General features: G+C 65.4%; 17 protein-coding genes, 1 pseudogene and 1 riboswitch. Of the genes and pseudogenes, 11 read left to right on the top strand and 7 right to left on the bottom strand.

Annotated features, from left to right (window positions below; translation table 11 throughout):
* Window positions 1–21: 21 nt before the first annotated feature.
* Together MSTE_RS21675 and MSTE_RS21670 are read left to right on the top strand one after the other, a co-directional pair.
* Window positions 22–570: an NUDIX domain-containing protein gene (locus tag MSTE_RS21675; RefSeq protein WP_096506231.1), complete on the top strand. Its 549-nt coding sequence runs from the start codon at window positions 22–24 to the stop codon at window positions 568–570.
* Between the two features lie 9 nt (window positions 571–579).
* A complete protein-coding gene (locus MSTE_RS21670) occupies window positions 580–951 on the top strand; it encodes a hypothetical protein (RefSeq protein ID WP_096504308.1) in 372 nt (123 codons plus the stop codon).
* A 43-nt stretch (window positions 952–994) separates the two neighbouring features.
* On the opposite strand, the gene thiE is transcribed toward MSTE_RS21670, so the two are convergent.
* Window positions 995–1,681: a thiamine phosphate synthase gene (thiE, locus tag MSTE_RS21665; RefSeq protein WP_096504306.1), complete on the bottom strand. Its 687-nt coding sequence runs from the start codon at window positions 1,679–1,681 to the stop codon at window positions 995–997.
* Between the two features lie 24 nt (window positions 1,682–1,705).
* A riboswitch (TPP riboswitch) is annotated at window positions 1,706–1,821 on the top strand.
* Here thiE and thiO point away from each other — a divergent pair.
* The 8 genes from thiO (at window position 1,820) to MSTE_RS21625 (ending at window position 9,151) form a co-directional block, all read left to right on the top strand.
* Window positions 1,820–2,881 carry a glycine oxidase ThiO gene (gene thiO / locus MSTE_RS21660; RefSeq protein ID WP_162291494.1) on the top strand — a complete coding sequence of 354 codons (1,062 nt, stop codon included), beginning with the start codon at window positions 1,820–1,822 and terminating at the stop codon, window positions 2,879–2,881. (Overlaps the previous riboswitch by 2 nt.)
* The gene (gene thiS, locus MSTE_RS21655; RefSeq protein ID WP_096504302.1) at window positions 2,878–3,075 is read left to right on the top strand and encodes a sulfur carrier protein ThiS; all 198 of its coding nucleotides are present in this window, start codon (window positions 2,878–2,880) and stop codon (window positions 3,073–3,075) included. The genes thiO and thiS overlap by 4 nt, the downstream gene beginning before the upstream one ends.
* A 65-nt stretch (window positions 3,076–3,140) precedes the next feature.
* Window positions 3,141–3,863, top strand: coding sequence for a thiazole synthase (gene thiG, locus MSTE_RS21650; RefSeq protein ID WP_231897138.1), 723 nt, complete (start codon window positions 3,141–3,143; stop codon window positions 3,861–3,863).
* Between the two features lie 17 nt (window positions 3,864–3,880).
* A complete protein-coding gene (locus tag MSTE_RS21645) occupies window positions 3,881–4,822 on the top strand; it encodes an ABC transporter ATP-binding protein (RefSeq protein WP_096504298.1) in 942 nt (313 codons plus the stop codon).
* Window positions 4,822–5,574: an ABC transporter gene (locus MSTE_RS21640; RefSeq protein WP_096504296.1), complete on the top strand. Its 753-nt coding sequence runs from the start codon at window positions 4,822–4,824 to the stop codon at window positions 5,572–5,574. Before MSTE_RS21645 ends, MSTE_RS21640 begins: the two co-directional genes overlap by 1 nt.
* 18 nt (window positions 5,575–5,592) lie before the next feature.
* Window positions 5,593–7,092, top strand: a complete 1,500-nt coding sequence (locus tag MSTE_RS21635; RefSeq protein WP_096504294.1) for a M28 family metallopeptidase — start codon at window positions 5,593–5,595, stop codon at window positions 7,090–7,092.
* A gap of 128 nt (window positions 7,093–7,220) precedes the next feature.
* Window positions 7,221–8,717, top strand: coding sequence for a M28 family metallopeptidase (locus MSTE_RS21630; RefSeq protein ID WP_096504292.1), 1,497 nt, complete (start codon window positions 7,221–7,223; stop codon window positions 8,715–8,717).
* A 38-nt stretch (window positions 8,718–8,755) separates the two neighbouring features.
* A complete protein-coding gene (locus MSTE_RS21625; protein ID WP_096506229.1) occupies window positions 8,756–9,151 on the top strand; it encodes a hypothetical protein in 396 nt (131 codons plus the stop codon).
* A gap of 7 nt (window positions 9,152–9,158) precedes the next feature.
* Here MSTE_RS21625 and MSTE_RS21620 read toward each other — a convergent pair whose 3' ends face one another.
* Window positions 9,159–9,875 (bottom strand): NUDIX hydrolase, encoded by a 717-nt coding sequence (locus tag MSTE_RS21620; RefSeq protein WP_096504290.1) that lies wholly within the window; start codon window positions 9,873–9,875, stop codon window positions 9,159–9,161.
* 95 nt (window positions 9,876–9,970) lie between these two features.
* Here MSTE_RS21620 and MSTE_RS21615 point away from each other — a divergent pair, with 95 nt between their 5' ends.
* Complete coding sequence (locus MSTE_RS21615) at window positions 9,971–10,921, top strand: TauD/TfdA dioxygenase family protein (RefSeq protein ID WP_096504288.1); 951 nt, start codon at window positions 9,971–9,973, stop codon at window positions 10,919–10,921.
* A 4-nt stretch (window positions 10,922–10,925) separates the two neighbouring features.
* Here MSTE_RS21615 and speB read toward each other — a convergent pair.
* From speB to MSTE_RS21590, 5 genes and pseudogenes are all read right to left on the bottom strand, one after another.
* Window positions 10,926–11,925: pseudogene (gene speB, locus MSTE_RS21610) on the bottom strand (agmatinase).
* Window positions 11,926–12,021: 96 nt separating this feature from the next.
* Window positions 12,022–13,476: an NAD-dependent succinate-semialdehyde dehydrogenase gene (locus tag MSTE_RS21605; protein WP_096504286.1), complete on the bottom strand. Its 1,455-nt coding sequence runs from the start codon at window positions 13,474–13,476 to the stop codon at window positions 12,022–12,024.
* The gene (gene gabT / locus MSTE_RS21600) at window positions 13,476–14,831 is read right to left on the bottom strand and encodes a 4-aminobutyrate--2-oxoglutarate transaminase (protein ID WP_096504284.1); all 1,356 of its coding nucleotides are present in this window, start codon (window positions 14,829–14,831) and stop codon (window positions 13,476–13,478) included. The genes MSTE_RS21605 and gabT overlap by 1 nt, the downstream gene beginning before the upstream one ends.
* A 132-nt stretch (window positions 14,832–14,963) precedes the next feature.
* Complete coding sequence (locus MSTE_RS21595) at window positions 14,964–16,505, bottom strand: APC family permease (RefSeq protein ID WP_096504282.1); 1,542 nt, start codon at window positions 16,503–16,505, stop codon at window positions 14,964–14,966.
* The gene (locus MSTE_RS21590) at window positions 16,498–17,397 is read right to left on the bottom strand and encodes a universal stress protein (RefSeq protein WP_096504280.1); all 900 of its coding nucleotides are present in this window, start codon (window positions 17,395–17,397) and stop codon (window positions 16,498–16,500) included. Before MSTE_RS21590 ends, MSTE_RS21595 begins: the two co-directional genes overlap by 8 nt.
* Window position 17,398 lies beyond the last annotated feature (1 nt).

Genomic DNA, 17,398 nt, shown 5'->3' with positions numbered 1-17,398 from the left:
GGTGGCTCTACTGTGGACTCTGTGCGTGGCGACGGTGACGGATGGGTTGTCGCCGACACGGGTGCGCGATTCTGGGGGCGGTTCGGTGCAGCGGGTTTGCTGTTGCGCGCACCGCTGTCGAGCGGTCAGCCTGCGGTGCTGCTACAGCACCGGGCCTGGTGGAGTCATCAGGGTGGTACCTGGGCGTTGCCCGGCGGAGCGCGGGACAGCCATGAGTCCGCCGAGCAGGCAGCGGTCCGGGAGGCAGCCGAGGAAGCGGGAATCGCGCCGGGCGCCATGACCATCCGCTCCTCGGTGGTGACCAAACGCATTGACGGCCAGGCGCACTGGACCTACACGACGGTCGTTGCCGATGCCGCGGAGCTGTTGCCCACCGAGGCCAATCACGAGAGCACCGAACTGCGATGGGTGCCCGAGGAAAAGATCGAGGGGATGCGGTTGCATCCCGGGTTCAAGTCGGCGTGGCCGCTGCTGCGGGTAGTGACGACGCTGCAGGGGACATCGAACGGATTCTCCGGGCCCGGTACCGTCGAGCTCGAGCCCGGGCGTTTCGCCTGGCAACTGCCGTAGCGTTCGGTTATGCGTACCGGCTTTCTCCTGACGTTGGCGATGATCACGAGCGTGCTGATGGGCGCCTGCAGCTCAGAGAAAGCCGAGAGCGGGCCGGGCAACCGCAACGAGGTGGTGGCGGCCGCGCTTGCTCGCGTCGAGGCCGACCTGGGTAAACCCGTCAAACTCGACGTGACGACGTTCAAGAGTGCTGACGACTGGGCGCTGATCGATGGTCAGCTGCAGGACACCGGCGGCTCCAACCCGACGCGGTATGAGGGTCTACTCAGAAAGACCGGCCCGAAGTGGACCATTCTCGAGAGCGCGATCGGGCCCACCGATACGCAATGGGTGGGCTGGAAGGCGAAATATCCGGAGGCTCCGGCGCAGATCTGGCCCTGAGACGTACGCCGAGCGCATACCGGGTGCAGCAGATCTGCGTGATTTACGTGCGTGCGGTATGCGCTGGGTGAACTAGCTCGCGAAGGGACGCTGCCGCCGCACCGGGATCGACGGACGCGGTGATCGCTCGCACCACGACGATCCGCGAGGCTCCCGCCGCGACCACCTCGGGCACCCGTGCCTCGTCGATACCGCCGATCGCGAACCACGGCTTGGCAGTCTCGAGTGCAGCGGCCGTGCTGACAAGCTCGAGGCCGGCCGCGGTGCGGCCCGGTTTGGTGGGCGTCGGCCAGCAGGGTCCGCAGCAGAAGTAGTCGACCCCGGTATCGAGGGCTGCCTCGCGGGCCTGGACCGCATCATGTGTGGATCGGCCGATCAGCACATCCGGACCGACGATCTCCCTGGCGACCGCGAGAGGCAGGTCATCCTGGCCGAGATGCAGGACGTCGGCCCCCGCCGCGCGGGCGATGTCGGCACGGTCGTTGACCGCGAACAGGGCGCCGTGACGCGCGGCGGCCGCACCGAGAACAGCCAGGTACTCGAGTTCTTCGGAGGGCTCAAGCCGGCCGAACTGCTGCTCACCCACGGACCCCTTGTCGCGCAGCTGCACGATGTCGACTCCGCCGGCGAGGGCGGCGTCCACGAATTCGGCGAGATCGCCGCGCTCTCGGCGCGCGTCGGTGCAGAGATAGAGGTGGGCAGACCCAAGCCGGGCCGAACGCGGGTGCATAGTCGAAGACGCTAGCGTTGTAGGTGTAAGTAACGCGGGAGCCCCGGGATGAGCGGGCTGAGAGTGGGCCAACGAATCCAGCCCTGACCGTCCGACCTGATCCGGGTCATGCCGGCGAAGGGAGTGACTCCGATTGTGATGTCGTCTCAATCAGGCTCTGTCGCCGTCATCGGCGGCGGGGTCATCGGGCTTTCCGTGGCACGTGAAGCCGCCCGCCTCGGCTGGCGGGTCACTGTTCACGACGACGGCCGAAAGGGTCCGTCCTGGGTGGCGGGCGGCATGCTTGCGCCCTACAGCGAGGCCTGGCCGGGTGAGGATGACCTGCTGGATCTGGGTATCGAATCCCTCGGGATCTGGCGCGACGGCTTCATCGACGAGGACGTGGCAGGTGCCGTGATCACCGCACGGGGGTCACTCACCGTGGCCGTCGACACGGCCGATGTCGGCGAGCTGAGGACCATGGCGGACTGGCTGGCCGGGCGCGGTCACACCGTTGCCTCGACCACCAACGCCCGCGATATCGAGCCGCTGCTGGCGCAGAACATCCGTCGCGGATTCACCGCGCCCGAAGAACTCGCCGTCGACAATCGAGCGGTGTTGCACGTGTTGGCCGCCGAATGCGAGGCGCTGGGCGTGCATATGGGCACCGCGGTTGCCGCCGTCCAGGAGGCGTCCGCCGATCAGATCGTGATCGCGAACGGGGTGCAGGCGGCAACTCTCGCGAATCTGCCGATTCGTCCGGTGAAGGGCGAGGTGCTGCGGTTGCGACGGCGCCCCGGCGCGATGCCCCCGCCCACGAACGTGATCCGGGCGCGGGTACACGGACGTCACGTCTATCTGGTGCCCCGGCACGACGGTGTCGTCGTCGGCGCCACACAGTACGAGCATGGCCATGACACCGCGCCTGCCGTGGCAGGCGTGCGGGACCTGCTCGACGACGCGTGCGCGGTGCTGCCCTGTCTGGGGGAGTACGAATTCGCCGAATGCGCGGCGGGTCTGCGCCCGATGACCGATGACAATCTGCCCATGGTGGGCAGGATCGACGATCGGACTCTCGTGGCCGCCGGTCATGGCCGCTCGGGGTTTCTCCTCGCGCCGTGGACGGCGAAGACGATCGGGGTGGTGCTTGGCGGAGGCGAGTCGCCGAATGCCGTCGATCCCCGCCGGTTTGAGAAGGCACACAGTCAGGAGGCCCGATGAACATTCAGGTAAATGGTGACGCACGCGAGGTCGCCGAGGGTGCCAACATCTGGCAGCTGCTCGACCAACTGGGCTTTCCCGAGTGCGGTATCGCGGTGGCTATCAACCACACTGTCGTGCCCAAATCCGATTGGGACACCACCGTTTCCGACGGTGCCCTGGTCGAAGTCGTCACCGCGGTGCAAGGGGGGTAGGCGCAGTGGTCAGTGCAGATGAACCGCTGTGTATCGCGGGCCGCTCATTCGGTTCGCGGCTCATCATGGGGACCGGGGGCGCCGCGAATCTCTCGATTCTGGAACGGGCACTGCTCGCCTCCGGTACCGAGCTGACCACCGTCGCGATCCGGCGGGTGGATGCCGCCGGGGGCACCGGAGTGCTGGATCTGCTCAAGCGACTCGACATCATGCCGTTGCCCAACACCGCGGGATGTCGCGGCTCCGCCGAGGCCGTGCTGACCGCGCAACTGGCCCGCGAGGCGCTGGAGACCAACTGGATCAAGTTGGAGGTGATCGCCGACGAACGCACGCTTCTTCCCGACGCGGTGGAGTTGGTGCGTGCGGCCGAGCAACTCGTCGACGACGGGTTCGTGGTACTGCCCTATACAACCGACGATCCGGTGCTGGCTCGCAGATTGGAAGACGTGGGATGTGTCGCGGTGATGCCACTCGGAGCCCCCATCGGCACCGGGTTGGGCATCACCAACACACATAACATCGAGATGATTGTGGCGGCCGCCGGAGTGCCGGTGATCCTGGACGCGGGAATCGGCACCGCCAGCGATGCCGCGCTCGCGATGGAGCTCGGCTGCGATGCCGTGCTGCTTGCGACGGCCGTGACCCGCGCCGCCGATCCCGAACGTATGGCCGCGGCGATGGCAGCAGCCGTAACCGCCGGGCACCTCGCTCGTCACGCCGGCCGCATACCCCGTCGATTTTGGGCGCAGGCCTCCAGCCCGGCACCGGACGGACCCGCAGTGCAATAGCTGGCATAGTGGGCCGCATGATCGAACTGCGGTCGCTGACCAAGGTCTATGGGCAGACCCCGGCGGTCGATGACCTCTCGGTAACCATCGAGCCGGGCGTCGTGACCGGGTTCCTGGGCCCCAATGGGGCAGGTAAGTCGACGACGTTGCGCATGATCGTCGGGCTGGCTCGTCCGACGTCCGGGACCGCGACGATTGGCGGCAAGCAATATCACGAGATCGACCATCCACTGCGCGAGGTCGGGGCGCTGCTGGACCCCAAGCAGTTTCACCCCAATCGGACGGCGCGTAATCACCTGAGGTGGATCGCCGCCGCCAATGACATCCCCTCCCGGCGGGTGGACGAAGTGCTGGAGATGGTCGGGCTGACCGACGTGGCCAGTCGTCATGCCGGCACCTTCTCCCTGGGTATGTCGCAGCGGCTGGGCATCGCGGTCGCGCTGCTCGGCGATCCCCAGGTACTGCTGTTCGATGAACCGGTCAACGGCCTGGACCCCGAAGGCATCCACTGGATTCGGACCCTGATGCAGAGTCTGGCCGCACAGAGCCGCACGGTGCTGGTCTCCAGCCACCTGCTCTCCGAAATGGCCAACACGGCAGACCAATTGGTGGTCATCGGCCGCGGCCGGCTTATCGCGGCGACATCCATGCATGAGTTCGTCAGTCGGGCCGGTGCCGATGTGGTGCGGGTGCGCAGCCCTCAACTCGAGACCTTGCGTACCGCGGCGGAAGAAAGTGGCTTCTCGGTGCACGTTTCGGAACACGGTGGAGAGGCAAGCGTGCTGGAAATCAGCGGTGCTCTTATCGAACAGGTCGGCGAGCTTGCCGCACGTCGTGGCGTCACGTTGTACGAACTTTCCCCGCAACGGGTTTCGTTGGAGGACGCGTACCTGTCGCTGACCGATGATGCCGTGCAGTACCGCAGTCAGGTATCCGCCGACGCGGAGGGTGCTCACTGATGGGCGTTATCGCGGCCGAGCGGATCAAGGTATCCACCTCGCGTTCTGCGGTGTGGTGCAGCCTGCTTGCCCTGGCCTTGGGTTTGGGATTAGCGGGCCTGCAGGGCGGATCGGCTTCTGTCTACGCGCCCATCACCCCCGGTGACGCCGCGGGCGGTGCGACCGTCGTGGGGGTGCCGCTGCTGATGGTGCTCGCCGCGATGACGGTGACCAATGAGAATCGAACCGCGATGGTGCGAACCACCTTTCAGGCCTCGCCCAACAGGTTGTCGGTAATCGGCGCCAAGGCCCTGGTCGCGGGGGTCTGGGTGGCAGTGGTCACCGCGGTCACCACGCTGACCTCGATCGTGTTGGTGCGCGCCATGGCCGGATCGGTGGCGGGTGCGAACTTGGCGCTCGACAGTGCCGGTGTGTGGAACACGATTGGCTCGGTGAGCGTGTACGCGTTCTTGTGTGCCGTACTCGCGGTGGCGGTGGGTGTGTTGCTGAAGCACACCGCGGGCGCTGTTGCAGTGCTGCTGTTGTGGCCGACAGTGCTCGAGTTGATGCTGGGCTGGCTCACTGATGCCGGAAAGGCGTTGCAGCCCTTCCTTCCTTTCGCCAACGGAATCAGGTTTACCGGTGTGCCCTGGTACACCTCCGACGGTGTGCGCTTCGTTTGGGGCACCACCGGCTCTCTCATCTACTTTGCTACCGTGGTTGTCATCACGCTCGCTGCGGCCTTGGTCGTCGTGCAGCGACGCGACGTCTAAGTCGGACAAGGGAGAACCATGGGGACCAAGCGGGTTGTGTGTGCGGTTGCGGTGTCCGCGGTATGCGCGCTGGCGACGGTGACGGCGTGCGATCGGGATGGCGGCGACGCACCCCGCTCGGTGCCGCAGGCAGGCTCCGCGGAGGCGGTCGGCTTCGCGCACTCGCTGCACGAGAAGGTGACCATCGACAACGTCGTGAAGCACCTCTCGGAGCTTCAGGAGATCGCCGACAAGAACAACAACACCCGGGCCGTGGGCACTCCCGGCTTCGATCAGAGTGTCGACTACGTGGTGAAAACGCTGAAGGACAAGGGATTCGACGTACAGACGCCCGAGTTCGACTTCAAGTACTTCCAGGCCAAATCGTTGGATCTGACCGTCGGCCCCAAGAAGATCGACGCCGCAGTGCTGTCGTACTCGCCGGGCGGCCAGGTTCAGGGACGGCTGGTCGCGGCCCGTGCGGAAGAATCGCCGGGTTGCACCGCCGAGGATTACGACGGTCTGGATGTCAAGGGCGCCGTGGTCCTGGTCGACCGTGGAGCGTGCCCGTTCGCCGAGAAGGAGAGGGCGGCCGCCGAGCGCGGCGCGGTCGGCCTGATCGTCGCGGACAATGTCGATGAGAGCAAGGCGGGTGGCACCCTCGGTGAGGATGCCACCCCGAAGATTCCGGTGGTCGGCGTCACCAAGTCGGCCGGAGCAGATCTGCGCGCACATCCCGACCAGGTTGTCCTCAAGGTCGATGCGGAGACCAAGGACATCAAGGCACGCAATGTGATCGCCCAGACCAAGACGGGTGCCACGACGGATGTCGTGATGGCCGGTGCGCACCTCGACAGCGTTCCGGAAGGGCCGGGCATCAACGACAACGGCACCGGTACCGCGGCGGTTCTGGAGACCGCGCTGCAGTTGGGTCCCAACCCGGACGTGAAAAACGCGGTGAGGTTTGCGTTCTGGGGTGCGGAGGAGGAAGGGCTCATCGGCTCCACCGACTACGTCAAATCCCTTGACGTGGACGCGCTGAAAAACATTGCCCTGTATCTGAATTACGACATGCTCGGTTCACCGAACGCCGCGTACCTCACCTATGACGGCGACCTGTCCGAAGAAGCCGATCCGAATGAGATTCCGGTGCGTATCCCGGAGGGTTCGGCCGGTATCGAGCGGACCGAGGTCGCCTACCTTGCCGATCAGGGCAAGAAAGCCCACGACACCGAATACGACGGCCGATCGGACTACGACGCATTCAGCAGGGCGGGCATCCCGACCGGCGGCATCTTCTCCGGGGCCGAGGAGAAGATGACCGACGATGAGGCTCGGGACTGGGGCGGCAAGGCGGGCCAGCCCTTCGATCCGAACTACCACCAGGCGGGCGACAACCTGGCCAACGTGAACAAGGACGCGCTCAAGATCAACGCGGGCGGAGTCGCGTACACCATCGGCCTGTACTCGCAGAGCATCGACGGACGCAATGGTGTGCCCATTCGCGAGGACCGTACCCGGCACAAGCTGAAGGACTAACGGCGGTAACAGGTTCGTTGCAACGTCCCGAAAGGCCTTGGGAACCAACGTTGGTGCGGTAGCGTGTGCGATTGCTCGATTCGCACAACTCCACCGGGGTTCCAAGAGGTTTCATTGAGGTTTTTTTGATGGCGTTGTTTCGGGGACTAGCGCGTGGTTGCTCCCTGCTTGCGATTGCGGCGGTGGCGAGCTGCTGCGCTAACCCGACTCCACCGGGCGCCGGTGCACCGGCGGCACCGAATCCGAATCTCGCAGCCGACCTTGCGCGTTCGGTGACGGTGGACGCGATGATGGTGCACCTGCAACAGCTGCAGCAGGCGGCCGACGCCCACGGCGGGAACCGTGCCGAGGGCACGCCCGGCTACGACGTCAGCGCCGACTACGTGACAAAGGCGTTGAAAGATCGTGGTTTCGAGGTTCAGGCCCCGGAGCTGTCCAGGCTGAAGGTACTCACCGAGGGCAAGCCGCTCGTCGAGATAGGCGGTCGCCCCTACGCGGTGGATCAGGCTTCCTACTTCGCCCAGACCCCCAAGGGCGGGCTCAAGGCCAACATCATCCGGCCCTCGGGCAGGGCCGGTGGCTGTGCCGGGGCCGATTACGGCACTCTCAAGCTCGACGGTCAGATCGCGGTGGTCGACGGCGCCGGGTGTTCGGTGGTCGACAAGCACAATGTCGCCAAGGAAAAAGGTGCGGCGGCGGTGCTGGTGGTGATGCAGGCCGGTGCCGGTGAGGGCCTCTTCACGCCCAATTACTATGAGCAGCTGTCCATTCCGGTCGGGATAGTCGATTCGGGAGTCGATACCCTGCTGCGTCGCAATTCGTCACCGATAACGCTGGTGCTGGACATGAACATCGCGAAGGTGCGCTCGCGCAGCATCATCGCTCAGACCGCAACGGGTGACCCGGCGAATGTGGTGCTCGCCGGAGCGCACTTGGACAGCGTGGCCAAGGGCCCGGGCATCAACGACAACGGAACCGGTGTGGCCGCGGTCTTGGAGAGCGCACTGCAGCTGGGCCCCAAGCCGGTGATCAACAACGCCGTCAGGTTCGCTTTCTGGGCCGCCGAGGAGGACGGACTGGCCGGGTCGATCGAGTACGCCAAGGGCCGCAACGCCGACGAGCTCAACGACATCGCGCTGTACCTGAACTTCGACATGCTCGGTTCGCCCAATGCCGGGTACTTCGTGCTCGACGGTGACCAGTCGGCCGCCAAACCGGATCCGAACCGGCCGCCGTTGGACATACCGGAGGGGTCAGCGGGGATCGAACGAACCTTCGCTGGATACCTCAACCTGGCAGGCAAGAGACCGGCGGCCGAGGAGTTCAACGGCAGATCCGACTACGGGCCGTTCCTGGCTGCCCACATCCCGGTGGGCGGAATCAGCTCGGGTGCGCTGGACAGAATGAGCGGCCCGGAAGCCAAGATGTGGCAGGGGCGCGCGGGTCAACCATTTGACCCCAACTACCACGGCCCCAAGGACAATCTCGCGAATGTCGGCAAGGAGGCGCTGGGGATCAACGGTTCGGCGGTGGCCTTTGCCGTCGGCACGTACGCGTTGTCGACCACCGGGCCCAACGGCGTACCGGAGCGCAAAGTTCGGCGACACTCTCCGCAGGATCGCTGAGGCGGCTAGCATCCCAGCGCATGCGAAGAATTCTCGTGCTGCTGGTAGCTCTGGCATCCAGTGCCATGATCGGGCTGCCGTCATCCCCGGTCGTTCATGCCGATCCCGGGGTGAAAATGACCTACCGCGTGACCGCGCAGGACCCGGGGAGCAATCGTCAGGTGGTCATCTCCTACCACACAGGTAAGGGAGAGAAGGCGGAGAAGTACACCTGGCTCGATCCCTTCGTGCCCTGGACGCACGACATATCGATGACGGCTCGCGAAGCGCAGGTGAGCATATTCAGCGACCAGGGCGGCAATTACCTCGGTGAGATCCTGCGTGACGGCAATGTGATCGCATCGAACTCGGTGTACCTGGACCCGGGCTGGGTGGCGGAACAGAGCGCGCCCTATGGGACGCCGACGGTGCTGGCGCGCGCCAACGTGTCCTAGGCCCCGGTTATCGCCAGGCGAAGACCGGCTGCTCCAGCTGATCGACGCGGTCACCGCGGCCTTCCAGACAGAGCCATCTCACCTGTAACAAGACGGCCCCGGTGGGGGCGTGGATGAGGTCGTTGCCCAGTGGGATCTGCACCACCGGGCGTGGGCTCTCCGGAATGTTGATGTAGCGCGGTGAATCCTCGCGCTGGAGTTGGTGTAATCCCACGCGGTAGGCCGCCACCACTTCGTCGGGTGAGGGCCGCATCTCCAGGCGGCCGCCGCCCCACACCACCACCGGGGTAATCACGTATCCCGATCGTGTCGGGTAGTCGTCGAGCAGCCCGAGCACCGTCGAATCGGGCAGCGCGACCCCCAGCTCCTCGTCCAGCTCACGCAGCGCGGCCTGTACCGCGTTCTCACCCGGATCCAATCGTCCACCGGGCAGTGCCCATTGCGCGGCATGCGAGTTGAGTCGCGAAGCTCTGCGGCATAACAGGAATGCCGCCCCACCAGAGACATCGACCATTCTGCCGTCCAGTCCCTGCTCGGGGATCTGGCGCCCGCCAATCCACTCGTCCAACGGTGCCGGGTCGATGCGGTCTTCACCCAGATCAGAGTCGACCAGCACTACGGCCACCGCAGCGCGGCGTTTCTCCGGATCATCGACGGTCCGGCGGTCATGGCCCGTCAGGTATTGGCGAATCCGGTCCCGCAGTTCCTCGTCGTACGCGATCACCGTTCGACCATATCTGCCGTCGTAGACGGTGGTCCTTTCGAATCGACTTGGCTCTATCCCTGGGCATACGGCGCCGGGATTGTTGAGATTCGGGGGTGAGTGACAACGAAACACGACGTATCTATCGTGATGCCGCGATCACCGTCGAAAAACTCGGTGAGCACATCGGCGCCCGGGTCGACGGTGTGCAGCTCGGCGCCGATGTCCCGGCCGAACGCGCCGAGGCGATCCGTGTCGCGCTGGCCGTCAACAAGGTTTTGGTGTTCACCGGACAACACCACCTGGACGATGCCGGGCAGTACGCATTCGCGAGTCTGCTCGGGGAGCCGACGCTGCCGCATCCCACGGTGACCTCTCACGGCAGTGAGCTGCTCAACCTCGAAGGGGCCGCCAACGGCTGGCACACCGACGTCACCTTCGTCGACCGTATCCCGAAGGCATCGGTCCTGCGCCCGGTGACCTTGCCGTCCTATGGGGGCGCCACCACGTGGGCGTCGACGGTCGCGGCCTACGAACAGCTGCCCGCACCGTTGCGTGCGCTCGCCGACGAGCTGTGGGCCACCCACACCAACCTGTACGACTACGTGGGCGCGGGCGCATCGGGCGGGGTGAGCGCCGAACGGCGCGCCGCGTATTACAGCGAGTTCACCAGCTCTCTGTATGAAACGTTGCATCCGGTGGTGCGGGTGCATCCGGAGACCGGTGAGCGCAGCCTGCTGCTCGGACAGTTCGTCAAGAGTTTCCCGGAGTTCCACGGCGCCGAGTTCGCGGCGCTGTTCCAGCTGCTGCAGTCGCGTATCACCAAGCTGGAGAACACCTTCCGGTGGAACTGGCGGCTCGGTGACGTAGCCATCTGGGACAACCGGGCCACCCAGCATTACGGAATCGCCGACTTCGGCGACCAGCAGCGGGAGTTGCATCGCGTCACGTTGGCCGGCGATGTGCCGGTGGACATCCACGGTCGGCGAAGTCAGATCCTCACCGGCGATGCCAGTCACTATTCGGGGATCGAGAGTCCACGGCGGTTGGAGCTGTTCGCCGCCTGATCTGTCAGCGCGACTGCGGCGACGGCGGGCCCGGATTCGCGCCGGCCTTGTCGCGGCGCCGGGCCGCCATCCCGGATAGTGCCTCGAACACCACGCGGTGCGCGGCGTTCACGGTGAGTTCGGCATGGTCATACGCGGGGGACACCTCCACCACGTCCACCGCGGCGACATCGTGCTCGTAACAGAGCTGTCGCACCATGCGTAGCAGGTCGGCACTGGTGAGACCGCCCGGGTCGGGGGTCCCGGTACCGGGAGCGTGCGCCGGGTACCGGGACGTCGATATCCACCGACAGGTACAGCTTCTCGGCCTTGTTCAGTGCTTCGCCGACGGCGTCGACCATCACTTCCTTGAAACCGCGATCCCAGATCTCCTGCATGGTGTGCCAGGTCATGCCCTGGTCTTGCATCCATTCGAAGGTGTCCTGCGGTGGCCAGTAGCCGCGCAGTCCTACCTGGACGAAATGGGTGCCCGGCACCGCGCCGGACTCGATGAGGCGACGCATGGGGGTGCCGTGGCTCGCGAGGTTGCCCTCGATTTCGTCGGCGGTGTCGGCGTGCGCGTCGAAGTGCACGATGCCGACGTTTCCGTAGCCGTGCACGTCGGCGACAGCGGTGGCCGACGGCCAGGTGATCGAATGGTCCCCGCCCAGCACCACCGGCACGATGCCGCGTGAGGCGATGGCATGCACGCGTTCTCGGATGTTGGCGTGGGATACCTCGGTCTGCCCGTGCGGACAGTACGCATCACCGAAGTCGACAACCTCGAGCCAGTCGAAGATCTCCAGACCCAGGTCCAGGTGGTAGGTGCCGGGCTCGTAGGCGGTCGAGCGGATGGCGCGGGGTCCGAACCGCGCGCCCGGACGGTTGGTGGTCCCGATGTCGAATGGGGCGCCGACGATCGCGACATCGGGCCGCCACTTCTCCAGCTGCTCGACATCGGTGAGGAATGGCCGTTGCCCGAATGACACCATGCCCGAATAGGGGATATCGAGCTGTTCCCGCATTCCTGGGGACAGCTCGCGCTGCGATGAGTCGCCTGCGCGAAGAGCATCAGGCTCCGGTCCATGCTCGGGGGAATGGCCCATTGCTCGATGCTAAATCTATGGCAGCGCTATGTATTTCGTTTCGAGGTATTCCTCGATACCCTCGCTGCCGGCTTCGCGGCCGATGCCCGATTCCTTGATCCCACCGAACGGCGCTGCCACGTCGGAGATCACACCACGGTTGACGCCGATCATCCCTGACTCGACGGACTCCGAAACACGCAGCGCGCGATCTAGATTGGTGGTGTACACGTATGCGGCGAGTCCGTATTCGGTGTCGTTGGCGGCGGCGACTCCCGCGTCTTCGCCGTCGAACCCGGTGATCGCGGCCACCGGGCCGAACACCTCTTCGCGGAGAATTCTTGCGTTCGACGGCACATCGGTGAGCACGGTCGGCGGATAGAAGTAACCCTCTCCGTCGGCGATCGCGCCACCGGTGGTGATGACGGCTCCCTTGCCGACGGCGTCTTGCACCAACTCATCGACCGAGGCGCGCTGCTTGGCGGTGATCAGCGGGCCCACCTGTACGCCGCTTTGGTCGCCGGGGCCGATGGTGAGGGCACCCATGCGGGCGGTGAGCTTCTCGGCGAATTCGGCGCGCACCGCGTTGTCCACATGAAAGCGGTTGGCCGCGGTGCATGCCTCGCCGATGTTGCGCATCTTGGCCGCCATCGCGCCGTCGACTGCGGCGTCCACGTCGGCATCGTCGAACACCACGAACGGGGCATTGCCGCCCAGCTCCATCGACGAACGCAAAACCCTTGTGGCGCACTGTGACAGCAGTACTTTCCCGACGGCGGTAGAGCCGGTGAAGGTCAACTTGCGCAGTCGGGAGTCCTCGATCAGTGGGCCGGTCAGGCCTGAGGCGCTGGTGGTGGGAAGGATCGACAGCACGCCAGCAGGCAGCCCGGCATCGGCGAACACCTGGCCCAGCAGCAGCATGGTCAGCGGCGTCTCGGCGGCGGGCTTGACGATCATGGTGCATCCGGCGGCGAACGCGGGGCCTATCTTGCGGGTGCCCATGGCCAGCGGGAAGTTCCAGGGGGTGATCGCCAGCGCCGGGCCGATGGGCTGCTTGGCCACCAGGATCCGGCCGGTGCCTGTCGGCGACGAGGTGTACCGGCCGTTGATGCGCACCGCCTCCTCGGAGAACCAGCGCAGGAACTCTCCGCCGTAGGCAACCTCGCCCTGGCTCTCTGCCAGCGGCTTACCCATTTCCAGGGTCATGGCCAGTGCGAAATCATCGCGCCGCTCCATGACCAATTCCCAGGCCCGCCGCAGAATTTCAGCCCGTTCACGGGGCGCGGTCGCCGCCCAGGAGCGTTGCGCAGCCACAGCCCCATCGAGCGCGGTGGCACCGTCGGCCGTCGAGGCGTCGGCCACGGTGGTCAGCACCGCGCCATTGGCAGGGTTGTGCACGGGGAACCGGGCGCCCGAGGACGATGGCACCTGCTTCCCGCCGATCCACAGATCGGTGGGGATGGCATCGATCAGGGCTGAGTGATCAGTCACTAGCGGCTCGCCTTCTCGCGGATGATGTCGGCGAGGACCGTGATGCCCTCGTCCAGTAGATCGTCCCCGATGACCAACGGGGGCAGCAAGCGGATGACGTTTCCGAAGGTTCCGCAGGTCAGGATCAGAACACCCCGGGAGAGCGCCTCGGCGGCAATGGCTTTGGTGAGGGTCGCATCAGGTTCTCCGGGGTTGCCGGTGCCGGGTTTGACGATTTCGATGGCCAACATGGCGCCGCGGCCGCGTACTTCGCCGATGACGTCGACCTCCTCGGCAAGCGCGCTCAGCCGCGACACCACCGAGGTTTCGATGGCCCGGGCCCGGGCCGGTAGGTCGAGCTCACGCATGACGCCCAGTGCGGCGATGGCTGCCGCGCAGGTCACCGGGTTGCCGCCGTAGGTTCCGCCCAGGCCACCGGTGTACACCGCGTCCATGAGGTCGGCACGCCCGGTGACGGCAGACAACGGCATGCCTCCGGCGATGCCCTTGGCCATGGTGACGATGTCGGGAACGATGCCGTCGTGCTCGGAGGCGAACCAGGCGCCGGTGCGCGCGAATCCGGTCTGCACCTCGTCGGCGATGAAGACGACACCGTTGTCCCGCGCCCACGCGGTCAACGTGGACAGGAATCCGGGCGCGGGCACGATGAATCCGCCCTCACCCTGGACGGGCTCGATGATGATCGCGGCCAGTGACTGCGCACCGATCTGGGTTTCGATGCGGGAGATCGCCCGCCGTGCCGCTTCTTCGCCGGACAGACCCGGCTCGTCACGCAGCGGGTAGGAGGCCGGCATCCGGTAGACCTCGGGCGCGAAGGGCCCGAACTGCGACTTGTAGGGCATCGACTTGGCGGTCAGTGCCATCGTCAGGTTGGTGCGGCCGTGATAGGCGTTGTCGAAGGCGACGACCGCCGGGCGGCCGGTGGCCAGCCGCGCCACCTTGATCGCGTTCTCCACGGCTTCGGCGCCGGAGTTGAACAGCGCGGTGCGCTTCTCGTGATCGCCAGGAGTCAGGGCGTTGAGGAGCTCGGCGACCTGCACGTATCCCTCGTAGGGCGTCACCATGAAACAGGTGTGGGTGAAATGAGCGGCCTGGTCGGCGATGGCAGCGGCGACGGCGGGGTGGGAGGCGCCGACGGTGGTGACCGCGATACCCGCCCCGAGGTCGATGAAGGAGTTGCCGTCGGCGTCGACGATCACGCCACCGTCGGCATCGACGGCGTAGACCGGCGCGGTCGAGCCGACCCCGGCGGACACCGCCGCGCGACGGCGCTCGGCCAGGGCACTCGAACGCGGCCCGGGCAGGGGCGTCACGATGTTGCGCTTCTGTGCGAGGCGGTAGGCGATGTCGGTCATGGCACTTCCTGTCGTCGATTCGGCGATCTCAGTGTGTCGCCGTGGAGTGCATCTGGGAATGGACGGTTTGTCCACCGCTGGTTCTTGGATGCGCCGTTCTGGCGTGAACGGCCCCCTGCGTCGACGGCATGGCTATTCGACGAGCGGAGCGGTGTCGTGAGTGAGGGTGCGTCCCAGGAAGAAGTCCGGGCTCTTGACGCGCATGATCAGCATGAGCACCGCCCCGAACGCCAGGATGCCGAAGCCCAGATAGAACACCAGGCCGATGCCGCCGATCGAGGCGCCGCTGCCAGTCTTCTCCGGATCCATGCTCTCGCGCACGGAGATGACGAATACTGCTGCCAGCATGAGCCCGCCCAAGAGCGGAAAGAGGAACTTGTACACCACGTTGTGGGCATTCTGGAAAAGCTCCGTGCGGAAGTACCACACACAGGCGAAGGCGGTAATGCCGTAGTACCAGCAGATCATGATGCCAAGGGCCGCAATGGTATCCAGTAGAGTGCGGTCCGATAGCAGGCTCACGACGGTGTAGAACACGGCCGTCACCGCGCCGGCCACGATGGTGCTGAAGGTGGGTGTCAGGAACCGGGGGCTGACATCGGCGAACTTTTTCGGAAAGGCGCCGTAGGTACCCATGGCGAGCATGGTGCGGGCGGCGGGCAGTGAGGTGGTCTGCAGGCTCGCCACCGCAGAGGCGAATATCGCGAGCAGCAACAGCGGGCCGAACCAGCTCCCCAGCACCGGGTTGGCAAGGGCACCAAAGACATTGTCCTTGTTCTCCTCATTCGCAAGGCCCAGATCGGTGTCGCCCACGCCCGCGAACATCATCACCGCGACAGCCACCAGGAGGTAGGTGAGCAGGATCGACAGCACGCACAACAGTCCGGCGCGGCCGGGCACCTTTGTCGGATCCTTACATTCTTCGCCGAGCGTCAGGCAGGTGTCCCAACCCCAGAACGCGAAGATCGATCCAATGAGCCCAATAACAAAGGCGCTCAAGGTTAGTCCGGTCAGTGGATTGAACCATTCCAGGTCGAAATCGAGATGTCCGGCCATACTGGGCGACTTCGCGATGGCGACGACGGCGAAGATCACCAGCACGATCATCTGGAACCCGACGAGAACATATTGCACCTTCTCGCTGGTGGTGATCCCGCGGCTGGAGATGTAGGTGGCGATCGCCAGCAGCGCCACGGTCGAGATGATGTTGACGGCCTTGTTGTTGGCGAGTTCGCCGATTGCCTGATTGTGGGAGACGGCACCGAGGAACTGATACCCGTACTGCACACCGATAGATGCCAGGTTGGACAACACGATGATGGTGGCGATCACCATGCCCCAGCCACACATCCAGCCGATGTAAGGGCCAAATGCCTTGGTGGACCAGGTGAACGAGGCGCCGCAGTCGGGTGCGCGCGAATTCAGTTCCCGATAGGCGTATGCGGTCAGGAACATCGGGATGAAGCCGGCGATGAGGATCGCCGGCATCTTCAGGCCGACAGCGGCGACGATCAGGCCGATGCTGGCCGTAAGCGTGTATCCGGGTGCGACTGTGGAAATGCCGAGGACGGCACCGGTGAAGGTTCCGATGCGCCCGGCGGCAAGCCCTTTGGAGATGAGGCCCTCGGTCTGCTCGGCCTGTTCCAGCTCGGTGCGGGCAACACTTTCAGTCACGGTTGGCCTCTTCCTTGGGGATAACGACCATGGGCACCTGCAGCACCCGAAGCATCTTCGCGGCCGTCGATCCAAGGAAGAGTCGCCGTGGCTGCGCAAGACGGCTGGAACCCACCATGATGATGTCGCCTTCATGCCAGTCGAGCTTGTTCACGGCGGCCTCGATGGTCGGTCCTTCGGCGACGATCGAGGTAACCGGGAAATCCAGGGGGAGAATCAGTTTGGCGGTCTCGAGGGACTGTTGGGCATGGATGGCGGCACGTTCACGTGCCGACTGGTCATCGTCACCGCCGGGAATCGGGTCGAACGACACCAGGGATACCAGCCGCAGCGGTGCTTTCGCACGCTGGCAGGCCTGCAACGCGGTGTCCAGTAACACGTGCGCGCCGGATCGGGTTCCCATGGCGCAGGTGACTTCCCGAACGCGGAGGTTCTTCTGGTAGCGCGCGCCACGTGGCGATATCACCAAAGGTATGGGGGAGGAGTGCACGAGTTCGTTGACCACCGATCCCAGGGAGAGACTGCCGACCAGCCCGCCGCCAGAACCTCCGACCACGATGGCCTCGGCTCCCAGGGCTTCGCATTGGGCGATGAGACCCTCGGCGATCGACTCGTGAAAGCTGATATGTGTCTCGACGGTGAGATCGTCGGGAATGGTGGCCTCGGCGTGCTTGAGCCAGTGAGTGGCGTTCTCGGACAAGATGTCCTGACGCTCTTGCTGTGGAAGGGGTGCCAGGATGGGTCGGTCCAGCGGCAGCACCATGCACAGATCGAGATGTGCCCCCAGGGAGCGGGCGATCTGTGCGCCGACGGCGAGCGCGTCATCGCCGCCCGGAGTGGCCAGGTATGCAACGGCGATCCGTTTGGCACCTCTCGTGGCGGCATCGTTCACG

The sequence above is a fragment of the [Mycobacterium] stephanolepidis genome, assembly GCF_002356335.1.
In the GTDB taxonomy this organism is placed as follows: Bacteria; Actinomycetota; Actinomycetes; order Mycobacteriales; family Mycobacteriaceae; genus Mycobacterium; species Mycobacterium stephanolepidis.
This window is presented reverse-complemented; position numbering and strand designations above follow the sequence as displayed.

Excerpts from the sequence above, each read along its gene's own strand:
- thiO (WP_162291494.1), top strand. The coding sequence starts at position 1,820 with ATGTCGTCTCAATCAGGCTCTGTCGCCGTCATCGGCGGCGGGGTCATC.
- MSTE_RS21630 (WP_096504292.1), top strand. The coding sequence starts at position 7,221 with ATGGCGTTGTTTCGGGGACTAGCGCGTGGTTGCTCCCTGCTTGCGATT.
- MSTE_RS21640 (WP_096504296.1), top strand. The coding sequence starts at position 4,822 with ATGGGCGTTATCGCGGCCGAGCGGATCAAGGTATCCACCTCGCGTTCT.
- thiE (WP_096504306.1), bottom strand. The coding sequence starts at position 1,681 with ATGCACCCGCGTTCGGCCCGGCTTGGGTCTGCCCACCTCTATCTCTGC.
- MSTE_RS21670 (WP_096504308.1), top strand. The coding sequence starts at position 580 with ATGCGTACCGGCTTTCTCCTGACGTTGGCGATGATCACGAGCGTGCTG.
- thiS (WP_096504302.1), top strand. The coding sequence starts at position 2,878 with ATGAACATTCAGGTAAATGGTGACGCACGCGAGGTCGCCGAGGGTGCC.
- gabT (WP_096504284.1), bottom strand. The coding sequence starts at position 14,831 with ATGACCGACATCGCCTACCGCCTCGCACAGAAGCGCAACATCGTGACG.
- MSTE_RS21645 (WP_096504298.1), top strand. The coding sequence starts at position 3,881 with ATGATCGAACTGCGGTCGCTGACCAAGGTCTATGGGCAGACCCCGGCG.
- MSTE_RS21635 (WP_096504294.1), top strand. The coding sequence starts at position 5,593 with ATGGGGACCAAGCGGGTTGTGTGTGCGGTTGCGGTGTCCGCGGTATGC.
- thiG (WP_231897138.1), top strand. The coding sequence starts at position 3,141 with ATGGGGACCGGGGGCGCCGCGAATCTCTCGATTCTGGAACGGGCACTG.